Here is a 23792-nt window from a genome sequence, read left to right as displayed (position 1 = left end):
GCATTTTGGGTGTTGGGTGAGTCAATAAGAATCGTCGGACAATCGTGAGTGGTGGCCAGATGGCGATTTGATCGTGCCGGTTCATCCTGCTGACGTGGGTTTTGGAGTTGTGCACAGCGTGTGCCCGCCGCGGAACAACCTGTCACTGACGTTACTGAGAGGATCAGCACATGCTTGCTGGTCCGAGACCCACCCCACTATCTGAGTCGGCGATGTCCGACCTGGTTCCGCGACGTCCGACGACGCGCAGAATGCGTTCGGCCTGGGGTAGTCAGCTTCTTCGTCACACCAACACGGGCGCCTGGAGTACTTCATGACCATGTATCCCCTGGCTCGCCTGCCGCTCGACAAGTACCCGTGTCAGCGCGACCTCAGCCTGGTGTTCGGGGACATTGACACCGTCGGCCATGTGAACAACGTGGCGATCGCGAGATTGTTCGAAGAGGCACGGGTCCATCTGTATCGAATGGTAGACAGCTATCTTTCCGAGAAACGCCCGATGAGGATGGTGCTGGCACACGTCGAAATCGACTATGCCGCGGAAGTTTCCTACCCCGGCGAGGTGCAGCTCGGAATCGGCGTCCATGAGATCGGCAGAACCTCGGTACGGCAAGGAGCTGCTCTCTTCCAGGGGGACCGCTGTGTGGCCGTGTCGCGGTCTGTCGACGTGAATACCATCGAGGGTCAAGCCGGCGCAGCCGGGTTGAGTGAGGATTACCGGCTCGCGTTGCACAAGTGCCTGCTGCCCCAGATCCAACTTTGAGAGCCCACGGTCCTGTGTGGCGGTGTCATGAAGAAACACGGACATCCAGCCTCGCAAGGACGCTACTTCATGCGTTCGGCCTTCCGTCAATGGCTCCGCAGACCTGCCGTCAAGTTCATCGAACGACCGCACAGTGGGTACGAGGTTGGTACGAGATCGGCCAACGTCGGCGCCAGCCGCTTGCCGCCCATTGCCAGCGCCGCCCAGCAGAAGATCAACGCCGCAACAACGTTCGGCTCGTACGTCGGCGGGCCTGCTGTCCGGGGATGTACCGCCTTCGGGATCAAAGCTACCCCCAATGCCTTGCGGGCATGGTCGCTATGCCGCCGGTCGCGGGCGCACAGCTCGTCGAGATTTTCGCCATACCCGGCTCGTCGGGTCGCGATCGCCGTGGCGACGGCCCTACGGTCAGCCATGGCCAGTTCCATCATCCGGCCCTACTCCTCGACCACCGCACCGACGTGACAGACACGCCGCTATGCGGGCATCCTGGATGAAGCCGCGCGGAGATTTGACATCAGGGTTTCTCATCGCGAGCATGGCGCTACATGGGTCATGTGGCAGGCTTCACATTACGGGTTGCCTCCAGGCGTGACCCAGATCAACGGAGATTCGTGTGAGCACTGCAGCCCCCTTGCCTGATAAATGTAAATCAGCTGGCACGGCACAAGGTTCCTACCGCGCCGACATCCGGGCGTGCACCGCGTTTCGTGAGGTGGCCGAGGCGTTGGCCGAGGGCCGCGATCTCGATGTCGTATTGCATGTTATCGCCGAGAAGCTGTGCCTATTGACCGGTGCCGACCGGTGCAGCATTCATCTGGTGGATAAGGAAACCGGGCTTCTGCATGGTCGGGCGGCGCATGCCCCGACCAACATCGACGCTCAAGTCAAACAGCTGGTCAGCGGCACGATGCAGGACAGTTTCACCCGGGAGATCCTCTCGACTCGCCGACCGGTGGCCCTATCGAACACCTTATCTGACCCGCGACCGATCAAATCCGCGATGCGCCGATGGAACGCCCAATCCGTCCTCGGTGTTCCGATGGTCCTTCACGATGAAGTCATCGGGGTCGTCTACCTCGACAGCGAAAACACCCCTGTCGAGTTCAGCGCCGCGGACCAGGAACTCGCTGTCGCGTTCGCGGACCTGGGGGCCACGGCGATCCGGCAGACACAGTTAACTACTCGACTGCGCTCGAGTCTGTCCACGGTAGCCACTCAGATCGAACAGCTGCGGCAAGCCGCCAGCCTGGAAGAGCAGTTGACCGAGATAGTGCTTCGAGGGTCGAGCCTAAGGGAGATTGGTGACACGGTCGCCCGCCTTCTGGGCAAACCGTGCGCGATCTACGACAACGCATTCCGCCGACGCGTGTTGTCCTCTCCTGCCCAGTCCGCGCAGAACTTCACCCCGAAATTGTTGGACAAGGATATTCGCGAGGCTCCAGCGGTCAGGGAATCGCTCGCCCAATTGAAGCCCGGAACGCCCACGGTGATCCAACCCCTCCCCTGGCTTGGATTGCATCACCGTCTCCTCCTCTGCGCCGTCATGCTCGATGGGGATTGCTGGGGCTATGTCGTTGTAGCCGAGCACGGTCGTCGATTGAGCCCGCTCGACGAGGCCGTGGTTCGCCGCGCCGCACTGAACATCGCGCTGGAAAGATCCGGTGAGCGACGCGCCGGCACCGTTCAATGGCACACAATCGAGGCATTCACGGGAAGTCTGTTACGTGGCGATGAGTCGCTCGCGGCCCTCGAGGAGCGGGCCGAGGTGTTGGGCCTGCGTCTGGACGTTCCGCGCGTCGTATGTCTGGTTGCCGCGCGGCAGAAGGACGCGCCCCTGCAAATCTCACCTCAGATGCTGGCAAAACGGCTCACCGATCGTGAATCACCCTCGGCGGTCATGGCTGCGCCATCCGGGAACGACATTGCCCTGATTCTCGAGCTTCCCGAGAGTGCCGATCACCGCCGCGGCGTCGCCTGGGCCAAAGATCGAGTCCGTGCAGCCGTCACCGGAATCGCCTCCGAGGACGCTCTGAACGTTGCCATTTCCACCGTGGCCTACGCCCCGGGTGAGGACACCCGCGCCTTTAACGAGGCCCGTCAGGTCCTGTCCTGCATGCACCACCATTTAGGCATTCCCGGCACTCAATTCCTCACAGTGGACGAACTGGGCGCCGGCCGTCTGCTCTTGTCCTCCACCGACCCGACTGATGCCTTGCGCTACGCGCATGACGCACTTGGCCCGCTCCTCGCGTCGGACAGCGCCAAAACCCGAGAGTTGTTGACCACGCTCAGCGTCTTCTTGGATGCCGGGTGGAGCGTTCGACGCGCCGCACGACTTCTGGGGGTACACGCCAACACCATCCGCTATCGCACCGCCAGGATCGAGCAGCTGACCGGCCTCGACGTCGCCACCGATGCACACGCCCAGCTGACTGCGCAGCTCGCACTCCTCATTCTGCGGATGAATGGCCTGCTCCCCCCGACATCCGCCCTACCCATGACAGATCACCCCACCGAAACCAGCGATCAGATTGAGGCCGACGAGGCCGACGAGGCCGACGACGCGGACGTGGAATAGCAACTCTTAATCCAATCGATTGATTCACCGTCCGCCGATTCGACGGGCGCACCAAAGTGCTGTACGAGAGTCGGCTCGAAGTGGACCTGTTGTGGCTGGTGAGCGTGTTTGATGAGGTTTGGACACATCAGGGAGAAGTCGTGGACTCTCAACTTTCCAGCTCCCTCCGTAGGTAGCCGGGTCGAAGTCCGAGCTGGCCCGATGATTGTTCTAGCCGGGCCGCGGCGGTGTCTGCCTCGGCGGCGAGTCTCCCCAGGGTTCGCAGGCCATGATTCCGACGCTGCATTTCTGTGTATACATACAAAGAGGGTGCAGTGGTCGTCCCACAGTCACCAGCCCAACTGCCGGTCGATGCAGGTGACGCGTGTGTCGGGTTGCAGGGGCTGCAGGATGCCAGTGGTGGTGCGGGCTCCCTTTGACGACCCGGTCGTAGTGCTCGTTCCCTCCCCGAGCTGAGCCTCGACATCCGGATCCGTCACGGCAAACCAGTCCGACTCGACCCGCTCGGGGCCGTCGTACTCCCCGTGATGCAGACCGCTGCCCGAAGTGTTGGTGGAAGCCGCCGCTTAGGTCACCTGATGGTCGAGCCCCGTGACGCGGCTGGCGGGCGGTGCCGTCGTCGAGGTGAGGTCGACGGCACCGGCCAGGAAGATCTTCTGTCGAGGTCAACCCTCAGCCCCCGCTCAACCTGGCCGACAACACCGGCGGGCGCCGGGGCCGCGGGTCGCGTGCCGGCAGAGGAGTCGCCTTCTCCGCAGTCGAACCGTAATTCAATCCAGACCCGCACTAATCACCGCGGGAATTCCAGCGGAGGCGCTGTTCGGACCGCTTCTGTATTAGTGCACAAACTTGTGGTGGGCACGAGGATGACCGGTTCTGAGATGCGTGTCACAGTTGCGTCATGACTGTTCCCCTCCAGCGAGTCATCACTGGCGTCACCACCGACGGCATGCGCTTTCCGGTGGGCGGCTGCGTCCAGGACGAGTCCGGCCCGGCTGGCAACCACGGCAGCGTGCCGGCCACACCTTGCCCACCTGATCCTCGACGCAGTTCGTCGATCTAGGTCGACCGCCGAAGCTGGCGCACCAGTAACACAAAACCTGAAAGATCGAAGGGACCACCCGTTATGCCATTGCAGACCCTGTCCGACGTGGACGCCGTCGTCATCGGCGCAGGCTTCGCCGGCCTGCGCACCATCCACGCCCTGCGCAAGCTCGGGCTGTCCATGCAAGTGTTCGAGGCCGGTACCGACGTCGGCGGAACCTGGTACTGGAACCGGTACCCCGGGGCACGGACCGACACCGAAAGCTGGGCCTACTGTTTTTCCTTCGACCGTGAGGGCTGGGAGGAATGGGACTTCCGTGAGCGTTTCTCCGCGCAGCCCGACACGCTCGACTACCTTCGCCATGTCGCCGACAAGCACGACATGCGCAAGCACATCCGGTTCTCCACGCGTGTCACGGGCGCAACCTTCGACGAGAACACGAACCGTTGGACCGTGGTCACCGAGGACGGCCTCGAGGTCAGCTGCCGCTGGTTGATCACGGGCCTCGGGTGGCTGGGTGTCGCCTTCAAGCCGCCCTTCCCCGGAGCGGACTCCTTCCAGGGCGAGTTCTATTCGACGTCCCAGTGGCCCCACGAGCCGGTCGACCTGGCCGGCAAGCGGGTCGGCGTCATCGGTACCGGGGCTACCGGAGTCCAGGTCATCCAGAGTGTCGCGCACGTCGCCGAGAATCTGACGGTCTTCCAGCGCACCCCCAACTTCGTGGTGCCCACCCGCAATCATGCGTTGTCGCCCGAGCAGAAGGCCGAGCTCAGTCGCGACTACGAGACTGTCTGGGACAAGGCGTTCAAGCACGTCTTCGGCTTCCCGATGGAATCCCCGGAGCGGCTTGGTTCCGAGCTCAGCGACGAGGAGCTGGAGAAGGTCTTCGAGGCGGGTTGGGAGGCCGGCGGTTTCCGGTTCATCTTCGAGACCGTCGACGACCTGCTGGTAGACCAGCGCGTCAACGATACGGCTGCGGAGTTCGTCCGCCGCAAGATCCGGACCATTGTGAAGGACCCGCACACAGCCGAGCTGCTCTGCCCCACGACCCACCCGATCGGTGGCAAGCGCCCACCGCTGGGAACTTTCTACTACGAGACGTACAACCGTCCGAACGTGTCCCTGGTGAGTGTGCGCGAGGATCCGATCCACGAGATCACGCCGACCGGCCTACGTACTGCGAGCGGCGCCGAGTACGAGCTGGACGTGATCATCTACGCAACAGGGTTCGACGCCATCACCGGCCCCCTGTCCAACCTGGACATCCGCGGAGTCGGAGGTCGCACGATCGCGGAGCAGTGGGCAGATGGGGCCAAGATGCTGCTCGGTCTGTCGGCGGCCGGCTTCCCGAACCTGTTCACGATCCTGGGACCTCAGGCGCCTTTCGCCAGCCACCCACCGGTCATCGAGACGCAGGTCGATCTCATCGAAAAGATCCTCGAACGCGCCCTAGCCGAGAAGGCCACCCGTGTCGAGGCCACTCCGGAGGGGGTCGAGGCCTGGTCGGACCAGTGCGACATGGTCCTCAAGGCGACGCTGCTCGAGCAGGGCCTGGGCGATCGGCCGTGGTTCCTGGGCGCGAACGTGCCCGGAAAGAAGCCGAGCACCTTGTGCTATCTGGGCGGCTTGGGCAACTACGTCACAGCCGTGAATCAGGAGGTCGAGGGCGGGTTCTCGAGCTATGTGCTTGATGCCGCGCCCGTTCTTGCCTAGCTGACATTTGAGGGTCCGCTCGTGCAGTAGCGCGAGCGGACCCTCGAAGCGCGATAATCCGTACGGGAATGGATGCAACGTGGGACCCCTGCATGGACTGCGGGTGCTCGAGCTCGGGGGCCGAGGTCCGGTGCGCTTCAGCGGAATGCTGCTAGCCGATCTCGGCGCCGAGGTGATCAGCATCTGCCGCCCTCGGCCCGCCGATGACATCACGCCGTTAGGAGACGCCGGGCTCGGGCGCGGCAGGCGGAGAGTGAGTCTCGATCTGCGCACCCATGCGGGGCGGCGGGTCGTGCTCGCGATCGCGAGCCGGGTCGATGCCGTCATCGAGGGTTTCTTACCCGAAGTCGCCGAGAGCCTCGGTGTGGGACCCGCTGACTGTATGGCCGCAAATCCCCGGCTGGTCTACGGACGCATCACCGGTTGGGGGCAGACCGGGCCCTTGGCGAACCAGCCCGGCCACGACATCAACTTCCTAGCCGTCTCCGGCGTACTCGCCCACCTGGGACGCGCCGGCACCCTGCCGGCACCACCGATGAACTTGCTCGCCGACGGCGGTGGCGCAATGTTGCTCACGCTAGGGGTGACGGCTGCCGTGTTGGAGGCCCGCGCGTCAGGTATGGGACAGGTGGTCGACACGTCGATGCTCGAGGGCCACGCGCTGCTCAGCACCATGAGTCACGAGATGCGCAACGAGGGACGGTGGAACGAAGACCGGGGTTCGAACCTCAACGATTCCGGCGCCCCGTTCTACGACGTATACCCAGCATCTGACGGCCGCCTTGTCGCGGTCGGAGCCGTGGAGGAGCGGTACTGGAAGTTCCTACTGGCGCTGCTCGACATTGGAGACGGGCCGGATCGGTGGGATCGTGCCACCTGGCCCTGGTGGCGTGAACGACTCGGGGCCGCTTTCGCCCAGCGCACGCAATCCGAGTGGTCCGAGCACGCGGAGGCCGCTGGTGCCTGCATCTCGCCGGTGTTGACGGGGGCGGAGGCCGCGGACCATCCGCACAACCGGGAACGTGGGGTCTTCACCCGAGCCGGCGACGATCTCCTTCCCTCGCCGGCGCCCCGGTTCAGCCGAACGGCGCTTCGGCCGCTGGGCACCACCGCGCGGGGAAGCGACCAAACGCGTCAAGTGCTCGCAGAGCTTGAGATCGACGAGACGGGCATCCTCGACGAACCGTCAGCCGGTGGCCGGAACGGCCTCGAGCCGGCCCAGTAGCGGTTCGCCCGAGCCACGGACGGGGAACGCCGTCCGGGCCGTCATGTAGTCGCGATCGCCGGGTCGTGATCGGCAAGCGAGCCGGCGACGCCGCCGAAAACGCTCACGCACCGTGTTCGCATGAACGCCGAGCTCGCCGGCACGGTCAGCGCACGCTTCCCGCCCCACATGAGGAACGACTCCAGGGGCCTCGAGCAAACTGCTCGGCCATGACCCGACGGTCCGGACCAGCAATCCGAGCGCATCTCGGGATGTGGGGCCTCCCCCCGCAGGCGATCCAGCAGGAGCCGAGCCGCACCAGCTTCGTCGACCGAGCGCAATCCTGATGCCGCGTCGAACGGGTGCTCGCCCGGCCAGCTCAGCACCTGCTGCGCATCCCGATCGGGCTGATTCGTGGCTTCTGTCGTCTCCCACCGCCGAGATCGATGCGCACACCTCGCCAGTCGAACTCAGGCCGGCCCACACCATCCCCAATGCGCTTGAACGTCAGTTCCCCCAACACGCCGGGTCTTCGCGATTCTTCACCCACCTCAACAGCCCGGCTCGGTAGAGATGTCGCCGACGGGCAGTCGCGATCGGCGGAGAGCTGCGCCGCCGCTGGACGTGACCCGAAACTGAGTCGGGAGGGCCCGCGCACAGCGGCACCGAGGCAGACCACCCGCCCGCTCGCCTAGATCGACACCGAGCGCCCGGCCGCTGCTTCGACGTCGTCGCTGTCCCCCTTCAGACGCGCCGGGGGTGACTCGATGGCACGCCACGGTGCTGTTGAGACGACGCGCCCGCCAGTATCGGACAGGCACCCCGCTGGACGGCCTTCGGCCAGACCATCGACCCGTCGAGTACGAGGCGTGTCCCCGCGAAAAGGGCCAGGGGCTTCCTCTAGATCGGCTGACTACGCGTCGCCGGACCGGGCGGAATTCGTTCCGGCCCGGCACTTTTGGACAGGGTCAGCTCGCCGCTGCGGCGATCGCCTCGGCGATCTCGACCGGTTTGGTGAACATCGGTCCGTGTCCCGCGTCCACCTTGACGACAGTGTCGACGTGGCTCGCGAACTCGTGCTGCAAGGCGACGGAGAACATCTTGTCCTGGAGCGTGATCACGTAGGTGGCGGGGTGTTGCTGCCAGCCGAGCCCAGTGGCGGTCTCGCCGAGCGTGCCGAGCGCGTGTGGGCCCATCTTGTCCAATACGTGGGCGACTTGCTCGTCTGGGGCGTCGTTGAACATGGTTTCCCGTGCTGCCTCGCGCTCGAGCGTGGCGGTGCCGTCCTCCCGCGGTTCGAGCGCTACACCGAGATCGCCCTGTGGCTCCGGGTCGCGGCCAAGGAGGTCGCTTACGGATTCGCCGGTCTGGGGCAGAGCGGCACAGACGTAGACGAGATGTGCCACGCCGTCGTTGTCCGCGGAGGCACGGGTAATCACGGCACCGCCGTACGAATGGCCCACCAAGACGGCCGGCTCATCGAAAACCTTCAGCGAGTCGCGGACTGCCTGGGCATCTCGCTCGAGCGTTCCGTCCGGACCGCGGCTCGGAAGATCCACGGTATTTACCCGTATCCCGCGCTGTTCCAGTTCGGCGATCACTTTGTCCCATGCCCATGCTCCGGTGAAGGCACCGTGCACGAGAAGTACGGGCTTGGCCATACGTTTCACCTCAGTTTCGCGTTACGCCGGGTGGCCGCATCAAAACAGCGCCCGGCAGTTGGTTACTTGGTCGCCCGTGGTGTTGCTGGATCAGTTCACGTGAACTGGCCCGCCGGGCACGTCTTCCTTGGATTGGGACGAGCCCGGTCACGGAGCTGTTGTCCGGTGTTCGGGTTACGCAGGTGCGGACATGTCGGCGGCGATGTCGCGGCCGATGATTTCCTTCATGATTTCGGTGGTGCCGCCGTAGATGGTGTGGACGCGGGTGTCGACGTAGGCGCGGCCGATGGGGTATTCCAGCATGTAGCCGTAGCCGCCGTGCAGTTGCACGCACCGATCGACGACACGCTTTTGCAGTTCGCTGGCCCACCATTTGGCCTTGGCGGCGTCGACGGCGGTCAGCTCCCCGGCGTTGAGGGCCAGGACGCACCGGTCGATGTGCGATTGGGTGACTTCGATTTCGGTGAGCATCTCGGCGAGAGCGAAGCGAGTGTTCTGCAGGTCGCCGATCGGTGCGCCGAACGCGCTGCGCTCGAACACGTAGTTCTTGGTCCATTCGTACGCGGCGCGGGCGCCGGTGATCGAGGTGACGGCGATGGAGGTCCGTTCGAGGGGAAGGTGCTCCATCAGGTAGAGGAAGCCGCGGCCTTCGGTGCCGAGCAGGTTCGATCCTGGTACGCGCACCTGGTCGAAGGACAGTTCGGCGGTGTCCTGGCCGGCCAGGCCGACCTTGTGCAGCTTGCGTCCTCGGGTAAAGCCAGGCATGTCGCGTTCGACGACGAGCAGGGAGAAGCCGCGGGCGCGGGCGCTGGGGTCGGTGCGGGCGACGACGATCACCACGTCGGAGTGGATGCCGTTGGTGATGAAGGTTTTCTGTCCGGTGAGGATCCAGTCGTCACCGTCGCGGACGGCGGTGGTCTTGATTCCTTGCAGGTCCGATCCGGTGCCGGGTTCGGTCATGGCGATGGCGCCGATGAGTTCGCCGGCCGCCATGCCGGGCAGCCAGCGCTGCTTCTGGTCGTCGGTGCCCAGATCGATGATGTACGGAAGTGCGACGTCGTCCTGCAGGCTCATACCCGCGCCGAAGGATGTGGTGCCGGTGCGGGCGATCTCTTCGGCGACCACGTTACGGAATCGGTAGTCGGTCACGCCGGAACCGCCGTAGGCCTCTGGTATGGCGAGGCCGACGATCCCGGACTTGCCGGCGGCGAGCCAGGCGGAGCGGTCGATGAGCCGTTCGGTCTCCCACCGCTCGTAGTGCGGTTCGACCTCGCGGGCGAGGAATTCGCGCACCGTCTCCCGGTACGCCTGGTGGTCTTCTTCGAAGAAGGTGCGCTGCATTGTTGTTCCGACTTTTCGTTTCAGAGGCGTTCGATGATGGTGGCGTTGGCCAGGCCGGCGCCCTCACACATGGTCTGCAGGCCGTAGCGGCCACCGGTGACCTCGAGGTGGTTGACCAGCGTGGTCAGCAACCGGGTGCCGGACGAGCCGAGGGCGTGCCCGAGGGCGATCGCGCCGCCTCGGGGGTTCATCCGGGCCGGATCGGCACCGAACTCGTGCGCCCACATCAACGGCACCGGCGCGAAGGCCTCGTTGACCTCGAAGGCGTCGATGTCGTCGATGCCCAGCCCCGACCTGGCCACCACCTTGCGGGTGGCCGGAATCGGGGCGGTGAGCATGAACAGCGGGTCGTCGCCCGCGACGGCGAAGGAATGGAACCGCGCCCGCGGAGTCAGGCCCAGCTTGGCCGCGGCCTGCTCGCTCATGATCAGCACCGCCGACGCCCCGTCGGTCAGCGGCGACGAATTGCCCGGGGTGATCAGCCACTGCGCCTCGGGGAACCGGGCGGCGTACCCGTCCGTGCGGAACGACGGCCTGAGTCCGGACAAGCCCTCGGCGGTGGTCGCGGCGCGCACCGTCTCATCGACGGTGTGTTCGATGACGCTGCCGTTGGCGTTGGGTACCGCGATGGGCACGATCTCACCGTCGAAGAATCCGGCCGCGGCCGCGGCGGCGGCCCGGCGGTGGGATTCGGCCGAGAACGCATCGAGGGCCTCACGGTCGAACTTCCACTTGGCCGCGATCAGCTCGGCGGAGATGCCCTGATGGACCAGGCCCTGCCGGTAGCGGGCGGCGATGCCCGGGCCGGAAGTGTCCTGACCGATCGACGCGGCACCCAACGGGATGCGGCTCATCGATTCCACCCCGCAGGCGATGACGATGTCGTACGCGCCGGCGATGATGCCTTGCGCCGCGAAATGCGCGGCCTGTTGGCTCGAGCCGCACTGGCGGTCGACGGTCGTCGCGGGCACCGACTCCGGGAATCCGGCCGACAGCAGCGCAGTGCGGGAGATGTTCAGCGCCTGTTCCCCGACCTGGGAGACGCAGCCGCCGATGACATCGTCGACCAGAACCGGGTCGAGGTTGTTGCGGTCGACCACGGCGCGCAGCACGTGGGCGAGCAGGTCGACGGGGTGGGTGCCGGACAGGGCACCACCCGGCTTGCCCTTGCCGGAGGCGAGGCGCACGGCATCGACGATTACCGCGTTGGTCATGAGTGAACTTCTTTCGTTGCGGATGGAAGCGGTCGGCGCCCCGGCGTAGGCGATTTCCTGGGCACCGACCGGCTCGAGGACTCGACGCCCTGGCGGGCGGGGGCCCGCTTCTCGGCACCAGCTGGTACGACACCGGTGGCGCGAAAGGTGGTGGCAGCGAACCGATCCTCGAGGAATTCACCGAAGGTGATGCCGATGTTCCCTGTGTAGCAGGGCATTGGCGCGGTCACCTCGGCGGCCGCTTGGCAGAATTGGACAGTCCCACAAGCAACCACCACGATGTCCTGGACTCGTATAAGTGAGGAAGCCGGTCAGACACCGCTGCTGCCGCCGTCGACGAAGAACAGTGAACCCGTCGAGAAGGCGGAGGCGTCGGAGAGTAGCCAGGCAGCCTGCTCGGCGATGTCGATCGAGTTCCCGACATGTCCGATCGGTTGACCCTCTGCCAATGACTTCGCCAGCACCGGATCGTGCAGCACCGAGTCGAGCATCGGCGTGGCGATGGTGCCGGGCAAGATGACGTTGACCCGAATGCCTTGGGATGCGTAGTCGAGTGAGGCGGCGCGGGTGAGTCCGACGACGCCGTGTTTGCTCGACACGTACGCCGGCATCCCGGGAACTGCCTTGTATCCGGCCAGGGATGCGGTGTTGACGATCGACCCGCCGCCGTGCTGTAGCAGGTATCCGATTTCATGCTTGAGGCAGAAGAAGACACCGGTCAGATTGATGCCGAGGGTGCGGTACCAGTCTTCCGCACTGGTCTCGTGAAGCGGTGACTGTGGCCCGATTCCGGCGTTGTTGAACGCGCCGTGCAGGCCACCGAATTTCTCGACCGTGGTGTGCACCAGGGCCTCGACCTCTTCTTCGACGGAGACGTCGATGCGCAGGTATTCGACCCGGCCGCCGCCGGATTTGATCTGCTCTGCGGTCTCTTTCGCGTTCTGCTCATTGATGTCGGCGACCATCACATTTGCACCGCGCGCAGCGAACAGCTGTGCACTGGCGCGGCCGATACCGCTGCCGGCGCCGGTGACGATCAGCGATTTATCCGTCAGATCGAGCGACTTGTAAGGGTTGGTAGGCACAACCATCTCCTAGGTATCCCGGGATGCCCGGGCGGTGAGGATCTGTCTCGGCGGCAATGTGAGGTCCAGCCGACTCCTACTTGTCGACGTCGAGGATCACGTAGGCGAGGGTCGCCGGCTGGTCGCTTCGATTGCGCCAGGCGTGGCGTGCGCCGTTTTGAACGATCGTCGCCCCGGTGGGAAGGTGCACCTCGGCGCCGTCGTCGAGTTCGAGGTAGAGCTCACCTTCGACGACGATGGAGTAGTCGACCGTCGTGGTCTGGTGCATACCCGGGGCGTCGGGCTCGAAGACTCCGACCAGGCCGGGAAGCTTTGTTTCGGCCTCCGCGGCCCACTCGGAAATCTCCTCTTCCGTGGGAGCGGGGGCGTCCGGCTCTGCCGCGGACTCGGGAGGGAAACGGAGCAACCCGAACCGGGTGCCCCCCGGGCCGGGGAAGAAGGTCTTGTTGGCCGGTTGCGGGGAGACGACCGGACTCTCGAGGGCTCCCTCGGTGCCCCAGATCGCGAAGAACTGGGCGCCGGGCATCATCGCCAACTCGACGGGTTCAACATCCGCCGCTTCGTAGGCGACCGACTTGCCATTGGAATCGATACCGGTGACCACGCGTTTGATTGGAAGGCTCATGTGACGACAGTCTCATAACGCTCTCGTTTACCGTGCCGCCCACGAGACGAATTTTTGTGCCCTTATCCAACTAGACGAGGACACCTTTGTCGTCGGGCCTGCGTACCGGAAGGACTGCAGGGCGAGGAGAACCCTCGCAGCGCGCCTGCCGTCCTCGACTCTCCGGCCATCCGAGCCTGGATCTCGTCCTCCACCAGGGTCGATGACTATTTGTGCCGATGTCCAAAGTTTTCGACGCTGGCCGCACCGGCTCCGCACTCATCCGTGTGATGCTCGAAACACGAGCCGGCCACGTCCCAGCCGCGGGCAGAGGTGGTGGCCCCAGCCACATGATCTGGAGAAAACAGTGCCTACTTCGACTATTAAATTCGACCCGACGGATCCTGCGACCCTTCGCAACCCGTATGACACGTTCGCGCGGATGCGGGCCGAGGCGCCCGTGCACTGGAGCGCGGAGCTGTCAGCCTGGTTGGCGGTGGACGCGGCGTCCGTTCAGACGGTGCTCACGACACCGACGGTGTTCTCGGCGAACCGCCTGGTGCCGGTCTTCGATCGGCTCAAGGAAAAAGATCAGGCCTCCGCCGCCGACGTCATGCGGTGGTTGTCGATCTGGATGGTGTTCCAGGACCCGCCGAACCATACCCGGCTGCGCCGCCATTTGGCGGAGGTGATCAACCCGAACATGACCAAGACTCTGCGCGAGCCGATCCAGGAAATCACCACCGAGTTGCTCGACGGTCTCCCGAAGCACGAGTCGTTCGACTTCTACACCGACTTCGGCCTGCAGCTGCCCGGATATGTCGTGATGGACCTGCTCGGCGTCCCTCGGGAGCGGCTGCCGGAGGTCAAACAGTGGTCGGACGAGATGATGTTGTTCATCGGCAGTGCACGCTCGGTGGAGAACAAGTACGGCCGCGCCCGCCACGGCGCGTTGGCGATGGCGGAACTGTTCCGCGGGTTGATCGCGGACCGGAAGGCGGCGCCGCAGGATGATGTGCTCACCCGCATGATCACCAGCGAAATCGACGGCGAGACACTGACCGAGGACGAACTGGTCGCCTCGATGATGATGATCGGCAACGGCGCCCAGGAGACCACCGCGCACTTGATCGGCAATGCCCTGCTGGCGTTGCAGGAGCACCCGGAAACGCTGGCTGAATTGCGCGCCGATCCGGCCAAGGTGACACCCGGGGCGATCGAGGAATTCCTACGCTACGACGGTCCGGTGCTCTCGACAGCCCGGATCGTTGCCGAGGACACCGAACTCGGTGGACAGCACCTGGCCGAGGGCGACCGCATTTTCGCGATCCTTGCTGCCGCCAACCGTGACCCTGCCGTGTTCGATCGACCCGACGAACTCGATCTTCAGCGTCGCCCGAACGCCCACGTTGCGTTCTCCAAGGGTGCACACTTCTGCCTCGGAGCCCCCGTCGCCCGGCTCGAGGCGCAGATCGCTTTGACCGAGATCGTGCGGCGCTTCCCGGACTACCGGATCAGTGAGCCGGTCGAGGAGATCGCGTGGAGCAACTCGATGGTCACCCGTGGCCCCACCCGACTTCCAGTGAAGCTGAGCTGATCCCGTGGAGCACCTAGACGAGCAGTTTCCCCTGGCGCCACTCGATGATCACCTCATTCATCAGACCCCGGATCCGATCAGGGTGGCCTGGTCCTCGGACCCCCGGTTCTACGAGCGGTACTGGAATGTCTTCCATGACGAGGTGGGTGATCTGCTGATCGCCGCGGGGGGGACCTTCTACCCGAACCTCGACTTGGCGGAGGCGTACGCGATCGTCAATTATCGCGGCATTCACCGCTCCGTCCGGGCGTTTCGTCCGCTCGGCGTCGACCGCATGGACCTGGAAGTCGGTCCGATCCGGCCGTCTATCGTCGAGGGGCTTCGACGATGGCGGCATGTACTCGCACCCAATGACTGGGACATCTCCTACGAGCTGGACTGGGTCGACCGCAGGCGGCAGGTCTACAGCGCCGCCTACGGATCTCTCAAATCAGCCACCCCCACGGGTTCGCAGAAGCACGTGACCGCGGGTTTCGAGGGTTTCGGGGATGTGACCGGGTGGGTGCAGATCGGCGACGTCCGGGTCGAATGGCCGAAAGGTGCCGCCCGCGGGACCCGGGATCGGCATTGGGGTATCGGGCGCGGTGTCGGCGGACCCGGAATGCATCCGGGCCGCACGGTGAAGGCCGGCTGGAAGGGCGGGAACTGGATCTGGTTCGACGACTTCGCGATCTGGGGTCGCACCGTCCTCTACGACTTCGGTGATCCCCGCCCGGGAGCGGGAAGGGTGGTCAACGTCGAACGCCGACTCCGGTTCGAGGAAGACACCAAGATCTTCACCGAGGGCGTGATCGACTACACCTTCGACACCGGCGAGCAGCGGCAGGTGCACTTCGAACGGTTGGGTTTCCAGACCGCGTACATGAAGTGCGGCCTCTACGGCGGGAGCCCGGAAACAGGCCTCCACCACGGCGAATACGTCGGCGAGCCGATGGTGGAGGGCGACGAATTCGATGTCCGGGAGGCCTCGGTGCGTTCGAAACTGAGCGGTCTCAATGAGCACCATTGCCGAATCATTTGTGAGGACCGCACCACCACGGGAATCTTGCAACCACTGGAACCGGACGCCTACGAGTCCTGTGCCCGCGGTGAGCGCGGGTGGGCCTTCCTCTGATCACCGGTGTGCCGATCAGAGCCCACGACCCGGGTGCCGGCCGACCGGCAACCGGATTTTGGACTTGTGCACAAAGGTCAGAGGTGACTAGTCCAAAGAATTTCGCCTTCGTTCCCTAGTGTGGCTACCACCACAGTGTGACTCCCGCACCCGGTGCATGTGTCACGACCGCAGGGCACAACACGCACCGACCTCCCAATCCGCATGAAGCGCTACCACCGCACAGGAGAGCACCCCATGACCCTCGAGTACGACTTCCCCCTGATGTGTCCGGACGTGATCAGCCACAACGGTCGCGTCTTCACAGATCAGACTGCGTTGGTGTGCGGTGACACCCGGATGACCTGGCGCGAGGTCGACGAGGCGACCAATCGGTTCGCCAACACCCTCCGGGAGCTGGGACTGGACAAGGGCGACAAAGTCGCACTCCTGATGCCCGCCTCGATCGACACCTTCATCGCGTTCTGGGGTAGCGCGAAGGCCGGGTGCGTGACCGTTCCGCTCAACGTGTTGCTCGACGGCGACTCCCTGGCCCGTCTGCTCAACGATTCCGATGCCGAAATCATTTTCGTCGATTCGCAGACCGCGGCCCAGATCGATTCCGTTCGCTCGACGCTGACCAACATTCCCGCAGATCGGTTCTTCACGTTCGGGGAGACCGGGACGGGATGGTCCGATATCCGGCCCCTGATCGAGGGCGCTTCACCTGAGGCGCCGCCGGTGAAGATCAAGCCGCAGGACACCATCACGATCCTTTACACCTCCGGAACCACCGGGATGCCGAAGGGCATCGAACACACTCATCTCAGCCGGATGATGTATCCCTACGGCTTCGGCATGGGGCTGCGCATCGATCGGTACTCGACCGCCATCCTGGCCACTCCGCCCTATGCGTCGGGTACCTGGATCACGATGATCCCCACGATGTACCGGGGAGGGAAGATCGTGATCTTGGAGAAGTTCACCTCGAACGCCTTCCTCGCGGCGGTCGAACGGGAACGGGGAACACACGCCTTCCTCGTGCCCACCCAGTACATCGCGCTGCTCGAGGATCCGCACCTGAGCGACTTCGATGTCAGTTCGATGCAATGCCTGGTCACTTCCGGGCAGCCGATCGCCGAGAAGACCTACAACGCCATCGACCGCGCCTTCGAGAACGCCGGCATCTACGAGGTCTACGGGTTCTCGGAAGGCTTTGCCTACCTGCGTATCCCGGAGGACGCGGCCCGAGGGAAACGGACGTCGGTCGGCAAGCCGATCATGCTCGAGGAGGTACGTATCGTCGGCGGCGACGGTACCGAACTGCCCGTCGGTGAGACCGGAGAAATCGTCGCCCGCTCCATCGGCATGATGAAGGGCTACTACAACAACCCGGAGCTGACCGAAGCGGCGACCTGGTACGCGCCGGACGGTCGTTCCTTCATGCGCACCGGCGACGTGGGTCACGTCGACGCAGACGGCTTCCTCTACGTCTCCGGGCGCGAGAAGGACATGATCAAATCCGGCGGCATCAACATCTTCGCCGTGGACATCGAGCAGGTGTTCATGCGCCATCCCGACGTCCTCGAGGTCGCGGCGATCGCCAAACCGGATCCCAAGTGGGGAGAGACCCCGATCCTGATCGCCATTCCCCGCGCCGGTGCCGTGATCACCGACGAGGAACTGCGGGTCTGGGGCAACGACCAACTCGCGAAGTATCAACGGGTCAGTGCGGTGATATTCCGAGACAACTTGCCGCGCGCCGTGTACGGAAAGATCCAAAAAGAGGCTCTGCGCCGTGAATTCGGTACCGGCGCACCCATCGAATACGTCGGAGGAACCGCCTGATGTCCACCCCCAACAACACCACGACGGCCCCGGAAACACCGCCGGTTGTCTATCCCAACTACGAAAGCCTGAAACTGGACCGGCCCGCTCCTCATGTGCTGCGTGTCCTGCTCTCCCGCGGCAAGATGAACTCGCTGGACTTCCAGATGCACAAGGACCTCGGATCCATCTGGCGCCGGATCGACGAGGACCCGACCGTCTCGGCGGTCTTGCTGGCAGGCGAAGGACGCGCTTTCTCCGCCGGCGGCGACTTCGACATGGTCCAGCGGATCATCGACGACTACGACTTCCGCTGCCAAATGTGGAAGGAAGGCCGCGCACTGGTGCAGAACATGCTCGACTGCACCAAACCGATCGTCTCCGCGATCAGCGGCCCCGCCGCCGGAGGCGGCTTGGCCGCAGCACTACTCGCCGACGTCACTGTCGCGGGACGAACAGCGAAACTCGTCGACGGACATACCACCCTCGGCGTTGCCGCCGACGACCACGCCGTCGCACTCTGGCCGCTGCTGTGCGGCATGGCCAAGGCCAAGTACTACCTCATGACCAGCGACGCAATTACCGGCGAGGAAGCCGAGCGCATCGGATTGGTGTCGTTCTGCGTGGACGACGATGAGGTCGATGCTCGCGCTCTCGAGATCGCGATCCGCCTGTCCCAAGGGGCGCCAAGCGCGATCCGATTCACCAAACTTGCTCTCAACAACTGGATTCGGGCCGCCTGGCCGTCGTTCGAGGCGTCACTGGCCTTCGGAATCCTCGGCTTCACCGGCCCCGAAGCCAAAGAGGGGCTCGCCGCGCTGCAGGAAAAGCGGCCACCCGTATTCGAGCAGCGCTCCTACATCTGATCACCGACGACCACACCAGAAGGACGACCACACATGTCAACTCAGCCTTTTACCGCTCCGCCCCGATCCAATCGGGCTCTGCAGGATCGGACCTATATCGTGACCGGAGCGGGTGGTGGCATCGGTGGCGCCGCGGTGGCACGACTGCTGCGCGTGGGTTCGAACGTCGTCGGGGTTGATCTGAGCTCGCGACGACTGGCGGAGACGGAGGACAAGACCAAAGATCTGCCCGGGAAGCTGAAGACGATCAAGGTCGATGTGACCACCGAGTCCGGCACCCAGGACGCCGTCAATTACGCGTTGTCCGAGTTCGGCTCCGTGCAAGGCATCGCCAACGTCGCCGGTGGCATGGTCAACATCAACCAGGATGTGTACGACCTGCCGTTGTCGGACATCTCACTCGACTACTTTGCCGGAACCTTCGCACTCAACGTCAACAGTGCCTTCCTGTTGTCGAAGGCGATCGAAGGACATTTCTACGACGAGGGTTACGGCAAGATCGTCAACGTCGCCTCACTGGCCGCCTTCGCCAACCGCCCCGAGCTCGGCAACGCCGCCTACAACTCGGCAAAGGCCGCCGTCGTCGGATTGACTCGCAGCTTGAGCATGTCGATGGGCCGCAAGGGTGTCCGCGCCAATTGCATCGCCCCGGGCCTGGTCCTGAGCGAGCGTGTCAAGTCGTGGATCGAACCGGGCTATCACGAGCGCCACCTCGCCTACACCGCTCTCGGTGACCTGGCTACACCGGAAGATCTGGGCGAGGGAATCGCCTTCTTCCTCGAACCACAGTCCGACGCCGTCACCGGTGAGGTCATGCGAGTCGCGGCCGGGGTGCGCTGACCATGGACGATTCGGAGATCGGCGAGCGGATCGAGGAGCTGCTGCGCGTCTCGATCACCGGTGCTCGCGACGTGCGGGCCGACGGCGTCGAGCGTGTCTTCGGCGGCAATGCCCGACGCGCATGGGCATCGACGGTCCGTTGGACCGACCAATCCGGTGCCAGCCGCTCCGAATCGGTCATCATGCTCAGCCGCACGAACGGATCACAGGTCGACGCCGACCCAAAATGGGAGTTCGGTGTTCTCAGCGCACTCGGGCACTCGGCGACCCGCGCACCACGCGCCTTCGCGCTCGACGCGGACGGCTCCGTGGTCGGGGCGCCGTCGATCCTGCTCGAGCGGATGCCTGGGCGCGCCGATCCGCTCGGCTTCCTGCGATCCGAGGACCGGGAAGGTGGCCGAAAGCTGACCCTCGACCTCGCCCGGGCCGCCGCGGAACTGCACTCCTCGGACTGGGAAGGACTCGGCCTCGGTGACATCCTCGCGTCCGGACCCACCGACCGCAGTCCACTCGCACAGATCGAATCCTGGGAAGCCCAGTTCCGGACCAGCCGCATGGAGCCTCATCCAGCACTGGGTTACGTATTCGGGTGGCTGAGGGAAAACCTGCCGGAGCCGACCCAAATCAGCGTGGTACACGGGGATTTCCGCCCGGGGAACTTTCTGTACCAAGACAACATCGTGATCGCGTTGTTGGACTGGGAGATGGCGCATCTCGGTGACCCGGTCGAAGATCTCGCCTGGGCCTACCGTGCGCTGTGGAGTCCTGAAGGATTTGTCGGCCTCGAGGAATTCGTCCGTTCGTACGAGGAGTTCGGCGGACCGAAGGTGACCGAACACGCGTTGCGGTTCTACCGGGTCTTCTCCGAAGTGAAGTTCGCAACCATCTCCCTAAAGGCGTCACGTTCGTTCGCCGATGGTGTCAGCGGGAACCTCCGCTTGGCGGACCGCGCCGCAACCGTCACCGCCTCACTGAAACGCAGCTTGAATTGGATCGCCGACGACGGGAAAGGATGGGCCTGGTGCTGAAACCCACGACCACAGAACTGCTCGGCGGGGTACGTCGCGGCCTGACCGAGGACGTCCTCCCGAAGGTGTCCGACGGGGGCGCCGCCCGCCAACTTCGGGCGGCACTGCACATCCTCGGCAGACTCGAACGCTCCTGGGATCGGATGCCGGCCAATTTGGCGGCCGACAACGACGACATTGCAGCAACCTTGAGCATCGCCCTCGCCGACGTCGCCGCCGCCGCAGCCGGGGCGGACTACAGCGACCTCTTTACTCGCCTCGCAAAAGCAACCGGCGGCAACGGTACAAATACACAGCAGTACCGAGTGCACGACCACAGACTGGCCATGGAAATGGCCGTCAACGAAGCCCTTCAGGGCCTCCTCGAAGACTTCGACCAGCGCTGGCGTTCAGACCAGTCGCTGGACGGAGTTCTGCGCGAACAACTCGACCGAAGAATATTAGAACTGTACTTGCGCATGGTTGAGCGCGAAGCACAAGCGGCAGGAACCGATGATGACCACTAGCGGAAGTATCAGGACCGACAGCATGACCCAACCTCATGACATGACCGGATTCGACGTCCTCGTCGAGACCGTGCACGAGGAGTCCGACGGAGTTCGATCCTTGTCCTTGGTCACGCCCGACGGCCGGCCGTTGCCCGGTTGGGATCCCGGCGCGCATATCGATCTGGTGTTGGACGACGGACTCGAGCGGCAGTACTCCCTGTGCGGGTCTCGAGACGACCGGTCCCATTGGCGGGTAGCGGTGCTCCGCGCCAGTGAGAGCCGGGGCGGCTCCGAATGGGTTCACGATCGCATCCGAGCCGGCGACCACCTCCGGGTACGGGGCCCGCGCAACAAGTTCCCGCTGAAATCCGCGCGCAAGTACGTTTTCATCGCAGGTGGAATCGGCATCACCCCCCTGCTGCCGATGATCGAAGAGCTCCACGCGGCCCGTCCGGAAACACCGTGGACTCTTGTCTACGGCGGCCGGCGCCGCGAATCCATGGCGTTCCTCTCCGAACTCGACCGCTTCGGTGACAAGGTAGAGATCTGGCCCGAAGAGGAGCGGGGCCTGATCGACCTCGACACCGTTCTCGGTACACCGCAATTCGGGACGGCCATCTATTGCTGTGGTCCGGAACCTTTGATCAAAGCCGTCGAACGCCTCTCGCGCTCATGGCCCCCCGGATCACTGCACGTGGAACGATTCCAAGCACCCGTCAACCCGGGGACAGATCCTCTCCGTGATGCGACGTTCGAGGTCGTCGCAACACAGTCCGGAGTAACCGCACAGATACCCGCCGGCCAAACCATCGTCGACGTGCTCGCCGGTTACGGCATCGACATTCCCGTCTCCTGCGGTGAAGGAGTCTGCGGAACCTGCGAGACCAAAGTGCTCGAGGGCATTCCTGAGCATCGAGATGCTGTGCTCACCGAGGAGCAACGCGCATCCGGAGAGGTCATCACGCCCTGCTGCTCCAGGTCGAAGACCCCTCGCATCGTCCTCGACGTATAGCCATCTCCCCAGTTAGCAAAGCCCGTTTTCGGCGCGCGTTGATAACTCTCGTGGTCGATACGTGTCGCCCCAACGAGGAAACGCGTGCGAGCAGGTGGGCTCCTGAGAGTGACATCCTTCGGGGATCTGCTTTCCACATACTTCTCTCGTTGGGTGCTGGTTGAGCAGGGGGTCAACTTCGGGCCGCTCAGGTGGCTTGCTCGATCGGTGTGCGTTGAAGCGAAGGCACAGTTCGGGTGTGGGATCCCGGATGCGTCCCCCGCGACCCGACTGCTACCTTGCGGCAATGGCGATTGCGTCAGCTACCCAGTTTGATGAGGGCAATGACGTGATGCCAACTCCATGATGTGATCAATATGACCATCACAATTCGTTTGAAGTGCTGGTGACAATGTCTTGCCCTGCGTGAACTGGATAGAGGGCGAGGGGCGCTCCTTCCGAGATATGTGGCCGGGGTGGTGTCGGTGGGTCGTTCGAGCAGTCTGCCCTTGTGAAACTCCGCGCCGGCGCGCACGAGCGCGACCAGATGTGGTGCGTTGACCGCACGCCAGCGCGCCTAGGCGGCGTCGATCAGCTTGTAGGCCATGGCAAGTCCCGCCGCACGGGATCCGGGTCCCTTAGTGACCTTCGTCCGGAGCCGCACGTCGCGAAAGTAGACTCGATGGGATTTGTCGTGCGTAGATGCACCCAGTGCTCGGCCGGATACTTGTAGGACTCGAGCAGCACGTCCATGTCGTCGGTGATCTTCGCGACCTCCTTCGGATACTTCGCGCGGTAGTCGAGTTCGAAGGCTTTGATCGCCACTTGCGCCTTGTCGATGTTCTCGGCGTTGTAGATTTCCTTCATCGCCGCAAGTGCACCTGGGTGCGCCACCTTCGGTAGCGCAGCAAGCACATTGACCTGCTTGTGGAACCAACAGCGCTGCTGCTCGCGGGTTTCGGGGAGCACCTCGCGCAGCGCCCTCCAGAACCCCAGCGCGTCGTCACCGACCGAGAGGACGGGAGCGGCCATGCCGGGGCGTCGGCAACCTACGCAGCAGGTCCGCCCACGACTCGGTCGACTCGCGGTACCCGTCGGTGAGGGCGACGAGCTCCTTCCGGCCGTCCGCGCGGACCCCGATCATTCCCCCAAGCACTGCAGGGGCAGGACGAGGCCAAGGCCTTCCAGGGTCGGGACCTCTCGGGCAGTTCGTCTATCTGTGGGTCGACGGCATCCACCTCAAGGTGAGGCTTGAGCAGGACAAACTATGCCGTGCGACACGAAGTCGCACACATCGATTGAGTTGCATGGATAGGAGGTCGGCTGCCCTCTCTGTCAACCTTCACTGAGACACAATCTGTGTCTGTAATCAGTGAGGTTTTGAGGGCGAGTTCGGAGTAGGAAGCATTGAGTAGCGAAGAGACCGCGGACCGGATGGATCCGGTCGGTGTGCGACCCGGTGAGGTGCCCGACCCCCAAGTGGCCGAGAAGGCGGTGCGGCGAACGTTCACCGCGAAGTACAAGCTCGCCGTCGTCGAGGAATACGAGCGAGCCGACCACGGTGAGCGGGGGGCGATCCTGCGGCGGGAGAACCTGTACTCGTCGTTGCTCACCGAATGGCGGCGTCAACGCGACAGGGGTGCCCTCGCCGGCTTGTCGGTGCCGCGCGGACCCAAGCCCGCAGCCGGGCCCACCGAGAGCGGATTGGCTGCGGAAAACGCGCGGCTGACCGCGGAGCTCGAGCAGGCCCGGGACGTGATCCGCATCCAGGGGGAACTGTCCGCGCTCTTGGAGAAGCTCTCATCGAGCAGCGTGGAGAATCGCGGGAGCAGGCGTTGACGATGATCGATC

Annotated in this window: 19 protein-coding genes and 1 pseudogene; 13 read left to right on the top strand and 7 right to left on the bottom strand. The window is 64.3% G+C overall.

All coding sequences use genetic code 11. The features are described from left to right. Window positions 1-313 precede the first annotated feature (313 nt). Window positions 314-763 carry an acyl-CoA thioesterase gene (locus ROP_RS39170; RefSeq protein ID WP_012687162.1) on the top strand — a complete coding sequence of 150 codons (450 nt, stop codon included), beginning with the start codon at window positions 314-316 and terminating at the stop codon, window positions 761-763. 86 nt (window positions 764-849) lie between these two features. Here the strand turns inward: ROP_RS39170 and ROP_RS39165 are convergent, their stop codons facing one another. After that, on the bottom strand, window positions 850-1194 hold the full coding sequence (locus ROP_RS39165) for a hypothetical protein (protein WP_012687161.1): 345 nt from the start codon (window positions 1192-1194) through the stop codon (window positions 850-852). Window positions 1195-1379: 185 nt separating this feature from the next. Here ROP_RS39165 and ROP_RS39160 point away from each other — a divergent pair, with 185 nt between their 5' ends. The 3 genes from ROP_RS39160 (at window position 1380) to ROP_RS39150 (ending at window position 7327) form a co-directional block, all read left to right on the top strand. Continuing rightward, complete coding sequence (locus tag ROP_RS39160) at window positions 1380-3344, top strand: helix-turn-helix domain-containing protein (RefSeq protein WP_012687160.1); 1965 nt, start codon at window positions 1380-1382, stop codon at window positions 3342-3344. Between the two features lie 1126 nt (window positions 3345-4470). Then, entirely contained in the window at window positions 4471-6102 is a 1632-nt protein-coding gene (locus tag ROP_RS39155; RefSeq protein ID WP_012687158.1) for a flavin-containing monooxygenase, read from the top strand. A gap of 79 nt (window positions 6103-6181) precedes the next feature. After that, window positions 6182-7327 (top strand): CaiB/BaiF CoA transferase family protein, encoded by a 1146-nt coding sequence (locus ROP_RS39150; RefSeq protein WP_012687157.1) that lies wholly within the window; start codon window positions 6182-6184, stop codon window positions 7325-7327. A 947-nt stretch (window positions 7328-8274) separates the two neighbouring features. Here the strand turns inward: ROP_RS39150 and ROP_RS39145 are convergent. From ROP_RS39145 to ROP_RS39125, 5 genes are all read right to left on the bottom strand, one after another. Next, window positions 8275-8967, bottom strand: coding sequence for an alpha/beta hydrolase (locus ROP_RS39145; RefSeq protein ID WP_012687156.1), 693 nt, complete (start codon window positions 8965-8967; stop codon window positions 8275-8277). A 174-nt stretch (window positions 8968-9141) separates the two neighbouring features. After that, window positions 9142-10308, bottom strand: a complete 1167-nt coding sequence (locus tag ROP_RS39140; RefSeq protein WP_012687155.1) for an acyl-CoA dehydrogenase family protein — start codon at window positions 10306-10308, stop codon at window positions 9142-9144. A 20-nt stretch (window positions 10309-10328) separates the two neighbouring features. After that, on the bottom strand, window positions 10329-11522 hold the full coding sequence (locus ROP_RS39135; RefSeq protein ID WP_012687154.1) for a thiolase family protein: 1194 nt from the start codon (window positions 11520-11522) through the stop codon (window positions 10329-10331). Between the two features lie 311 nt (window positions 11523-11833). Next, complete coding sequence (locus tag ROP_RS39130; protein ID WP_043827446.1) at window positions 11834-12613, bottom strand: SDR family NAD(P)-dependent oxidoreductase; 780 nt, start codon at window positions 12611-12613, stop codon at window positions 11834-11836. A 70-nt stretch (window positions 12614-12683) separates the two neighbouring features. Then, window positions 12684-13232: a cupin domain-containing protein gene (locus tag ROP_RS39125; RefSeq protein WP_012687151.1), complete on the bottom strand. Its 549-nt coding sequence runs from the start codon at window positions 13230-13232 to the stop codon at window positions 12684-12686. A gap of 346 nt (window positions 13233-13578) precedes the next feature. Between ROP_RS39125 and ROP_RS39120 the strand changes: the two genes are divergently transcribed. From ROP_RS39120 to ROP_RS39085, 8 genes are all read left to right on the top strand, one after another. Further along, window positions 13579-14808, top strand: coding sequence for a cytochrome P450 (locus tag ROP_RS39120; protein ID WP_012687150.1), 1230 nt, complete (start codon window positions 13579-13581; stop codon window positions 14806-14808). Window positions 14809-14812: 4 nt separating this feature from the next. Continuing rightward, complete coding sequence (locus ROP_RS39115; protein ID WP_012687149.1) at window positions 14813-15922, top strand: hypothetical protein; 1110 nt, start codon at window positions 14813-14815, stop codon at window positions 15920-15922. A 237-nt stretch (window positions 15923-16159) separates the two neighbouring features. Beyond that, window positions 16160-17749: a class I adenylate-forming enzyme family protein gene (locus ROP_RS39110; RefSeq protein WP_012687148.1), complete on the top strand. Its 1590-nt coding sequence runs from the start codon at window positions 16160-16162 to the stop codon at window positions 17747-17749. Then, the gene (locus tag ROP_RS39105; RefSeq protein WP_012687147.1) at window positions 17749-18594 is read left to right on the top strand and encodes an enoyl-CoA hydratase/isomerase family protein; all 846 of its coding nucleotides are present in this window, start codon (window positions 17749-17751) and stop codon (window positions 18592-18594) included. The genes ROP_RS39110 and ROP_RS39105 overlap by 1 nt, the downstream gene beginning before the upstream one ends. Before the next feature lie 33 nt (window positions 18595-18627). Then, window positions 18628-19434, top strand: coding sequence for an SDR family NAD(P)-dependent oxidoreductase (locus ROP_RS39100; protein WP_012687146.1), 807 nt, complete (start codon window positions 18628-18630; stop codon window positions 19432-19434). Window positions 19435-19436: 2 nt separating this feature from the next. After that, window positions 19437-20462 (top strand): phosphotransferase family protein, encoded by a 1026-nt coding sequence (locus tag ROP_RS39095; protein ID WP_012687145.1) that lies wholly within the window; start codon window positions 19437-19439, stop codon window positions 20460-20462. Then, window positions 20447-20968, top strand: coding sequence for a hypothetical protein (locus ROP_RS39090; protein ID WP_050785284.1), 522 nt, complete (start codon window positions 20447-20449; stop codon window positions 20966-20968). The genes ROP_RS39095 and ROP_RS39090 overlap by 16 nt, the downstream gene beginning before the upstream one ends. 22 nt (window positions 20969-20990) lie before the next feature. Continuing rightward, the gene (locus ROP_RS39085; protein WP_043827445.1) at window positions 20991-21962 is read left to right on the top strand and encodes a PDR/VanB family oxidoreductase; all 972 of its coding nucleotides are present in this window, start codon (window positions 20991-20993) and stop codon (window positions 21960-21962) included. 448 nt (window positions 21963-22410) lie between these two features. Here the strand turns inward: ROP_RS39085 and ROP_RS39080 are convergent. Then, window positions 22411-23085 (bottom strand): annotated as a pseudogene (locus ROP_RS39080) (IS256 family transposase); the annotation flags it as partial. Between the two features lie 263 nt (window positions 23086-23348). Here ROP_RS39080 and ROP_RS45350 point away from each other — a divergent pair. After that, complete coding sequence (locus tag ROP_RS45350; RefSeq protein ID WP_012687137.1) at window positions 23349-23780, top strand: hypothetical protein; 432 nt, start codon at window positions 23349-23351, stop codon at window positions 23778-23780. Window positions 23781-23792: the final 12 nt, after the last annotated feature.

Source organism: Rhodococcus opacus B4 (assembly GCF_000010805.1).
GTDB classification, from domain to species: Bacteria; Actinomycetota; Actinomycetes; order Mycobacteriales; family Mycobacteriaceae; genus Rhodococcus_F; species Rhodococcus_F opacus_C.
This window is presented reverse-complemented; position numbering and strand designations above follow the sequence as displayed.

Bases quoted from the DNA above. Each gene is read 5' to 3' on its own strand.
- ROP_RS39170 (WP_012687162.1), top strand. From the start codon at position 314: ATGACCATGTATCCCCTGGCTCGCCTGCCGCTCGACAAGTACCCGTGT.
- ROP_RS39165 (WP_012687161.1), bottom strand. From the start codon at position 1,194: ATGATGGAACTGGCCATGGCTGACCGTAGGGCCGTCGCCACGGCGATC.
- ROP_RS39155 (WP_012687158.1), top strand. From the start codon at position 4,471: ATGCCATTGCAGACCCTGTCCGACGTGGACGCCGTCGTCATCGGCGCA.
- ROP_RS39145 (WP_012687156.1), bottom strand. From the start codon at position 8,967: ATGGCCAAGCCCGTACTTCTCGTGCACGGTGCCTTCACCGGAGCATGG.
- ROP_RS39140 (WP_012687155.1), bottom strand. From the start codon at position 10,308: ATGCAGCGCACCTTCTTCGAAGAAGACCACCAGGCGTACCGGGAGACG.
- ROP_RS39135 (WP_012687154.1), bottom strand. From the start codon at position 11,522: ATGACCAACGCGGTAATCGTCGATGCCGTGCGCCTCGCCTCCGGCAAG.
- ROP_RS39130 (WP_043827446.1), bottom strand. From the start codon at position 12,613: ATGGTTGTGCCTACCAACCCTTACAAGTCGCTCGATCTGACGGATAAA.
- ROP_RS39125 (WP_012687151.1), bottom strand. From the start codon at position 13,232: ATGAGCCTTCCAATCAAACGCGTGGTCACCGGTATCGATTCCAATGGC.
- ROP_RS39110 (WP_012687148.1), top strand. From the start codon at position 16,160: ATGACCCTCGAGTACGACTTCCCCCTGATGTGTCCGGACGTGATCAGC.
- ROP_RS39105 (WP_012687147.1), top strand. From the start codon at position 17,749: ATGTCCACCCCCAACAACACCACGACGGCCCCGGAAACACCGCCGGTT.
- ROP_RS39100 (WP_012687146.1), top strand. From the start codon at position 18,628: ATGTCAACTCAGCCTTTTACCGCTCCGCCCCGATCCAATCGGGCTCTG.
- ROP_RS39095 (WP_012687145.1), top strand. From the start codon at position 19,437: ATGGACGATTCGGAGATCGGCGAGCGGATCGAGGAGCTGCTGCGCGTC.
- ROP_RS39090 (WP_050785284.1), top strand. From the start codon at position 20,447: ATGGGCCTGGTGCTGAAACCCACGACCACAGAACTGCTCGGCGGGGTA.
- ROP_RS39085 (WP_043827445.1), top strand. From the start codon at position 20,991: ATGACCCAACCTCATGACATGACCGGATTCGACGTCCTCGTCGAGACC.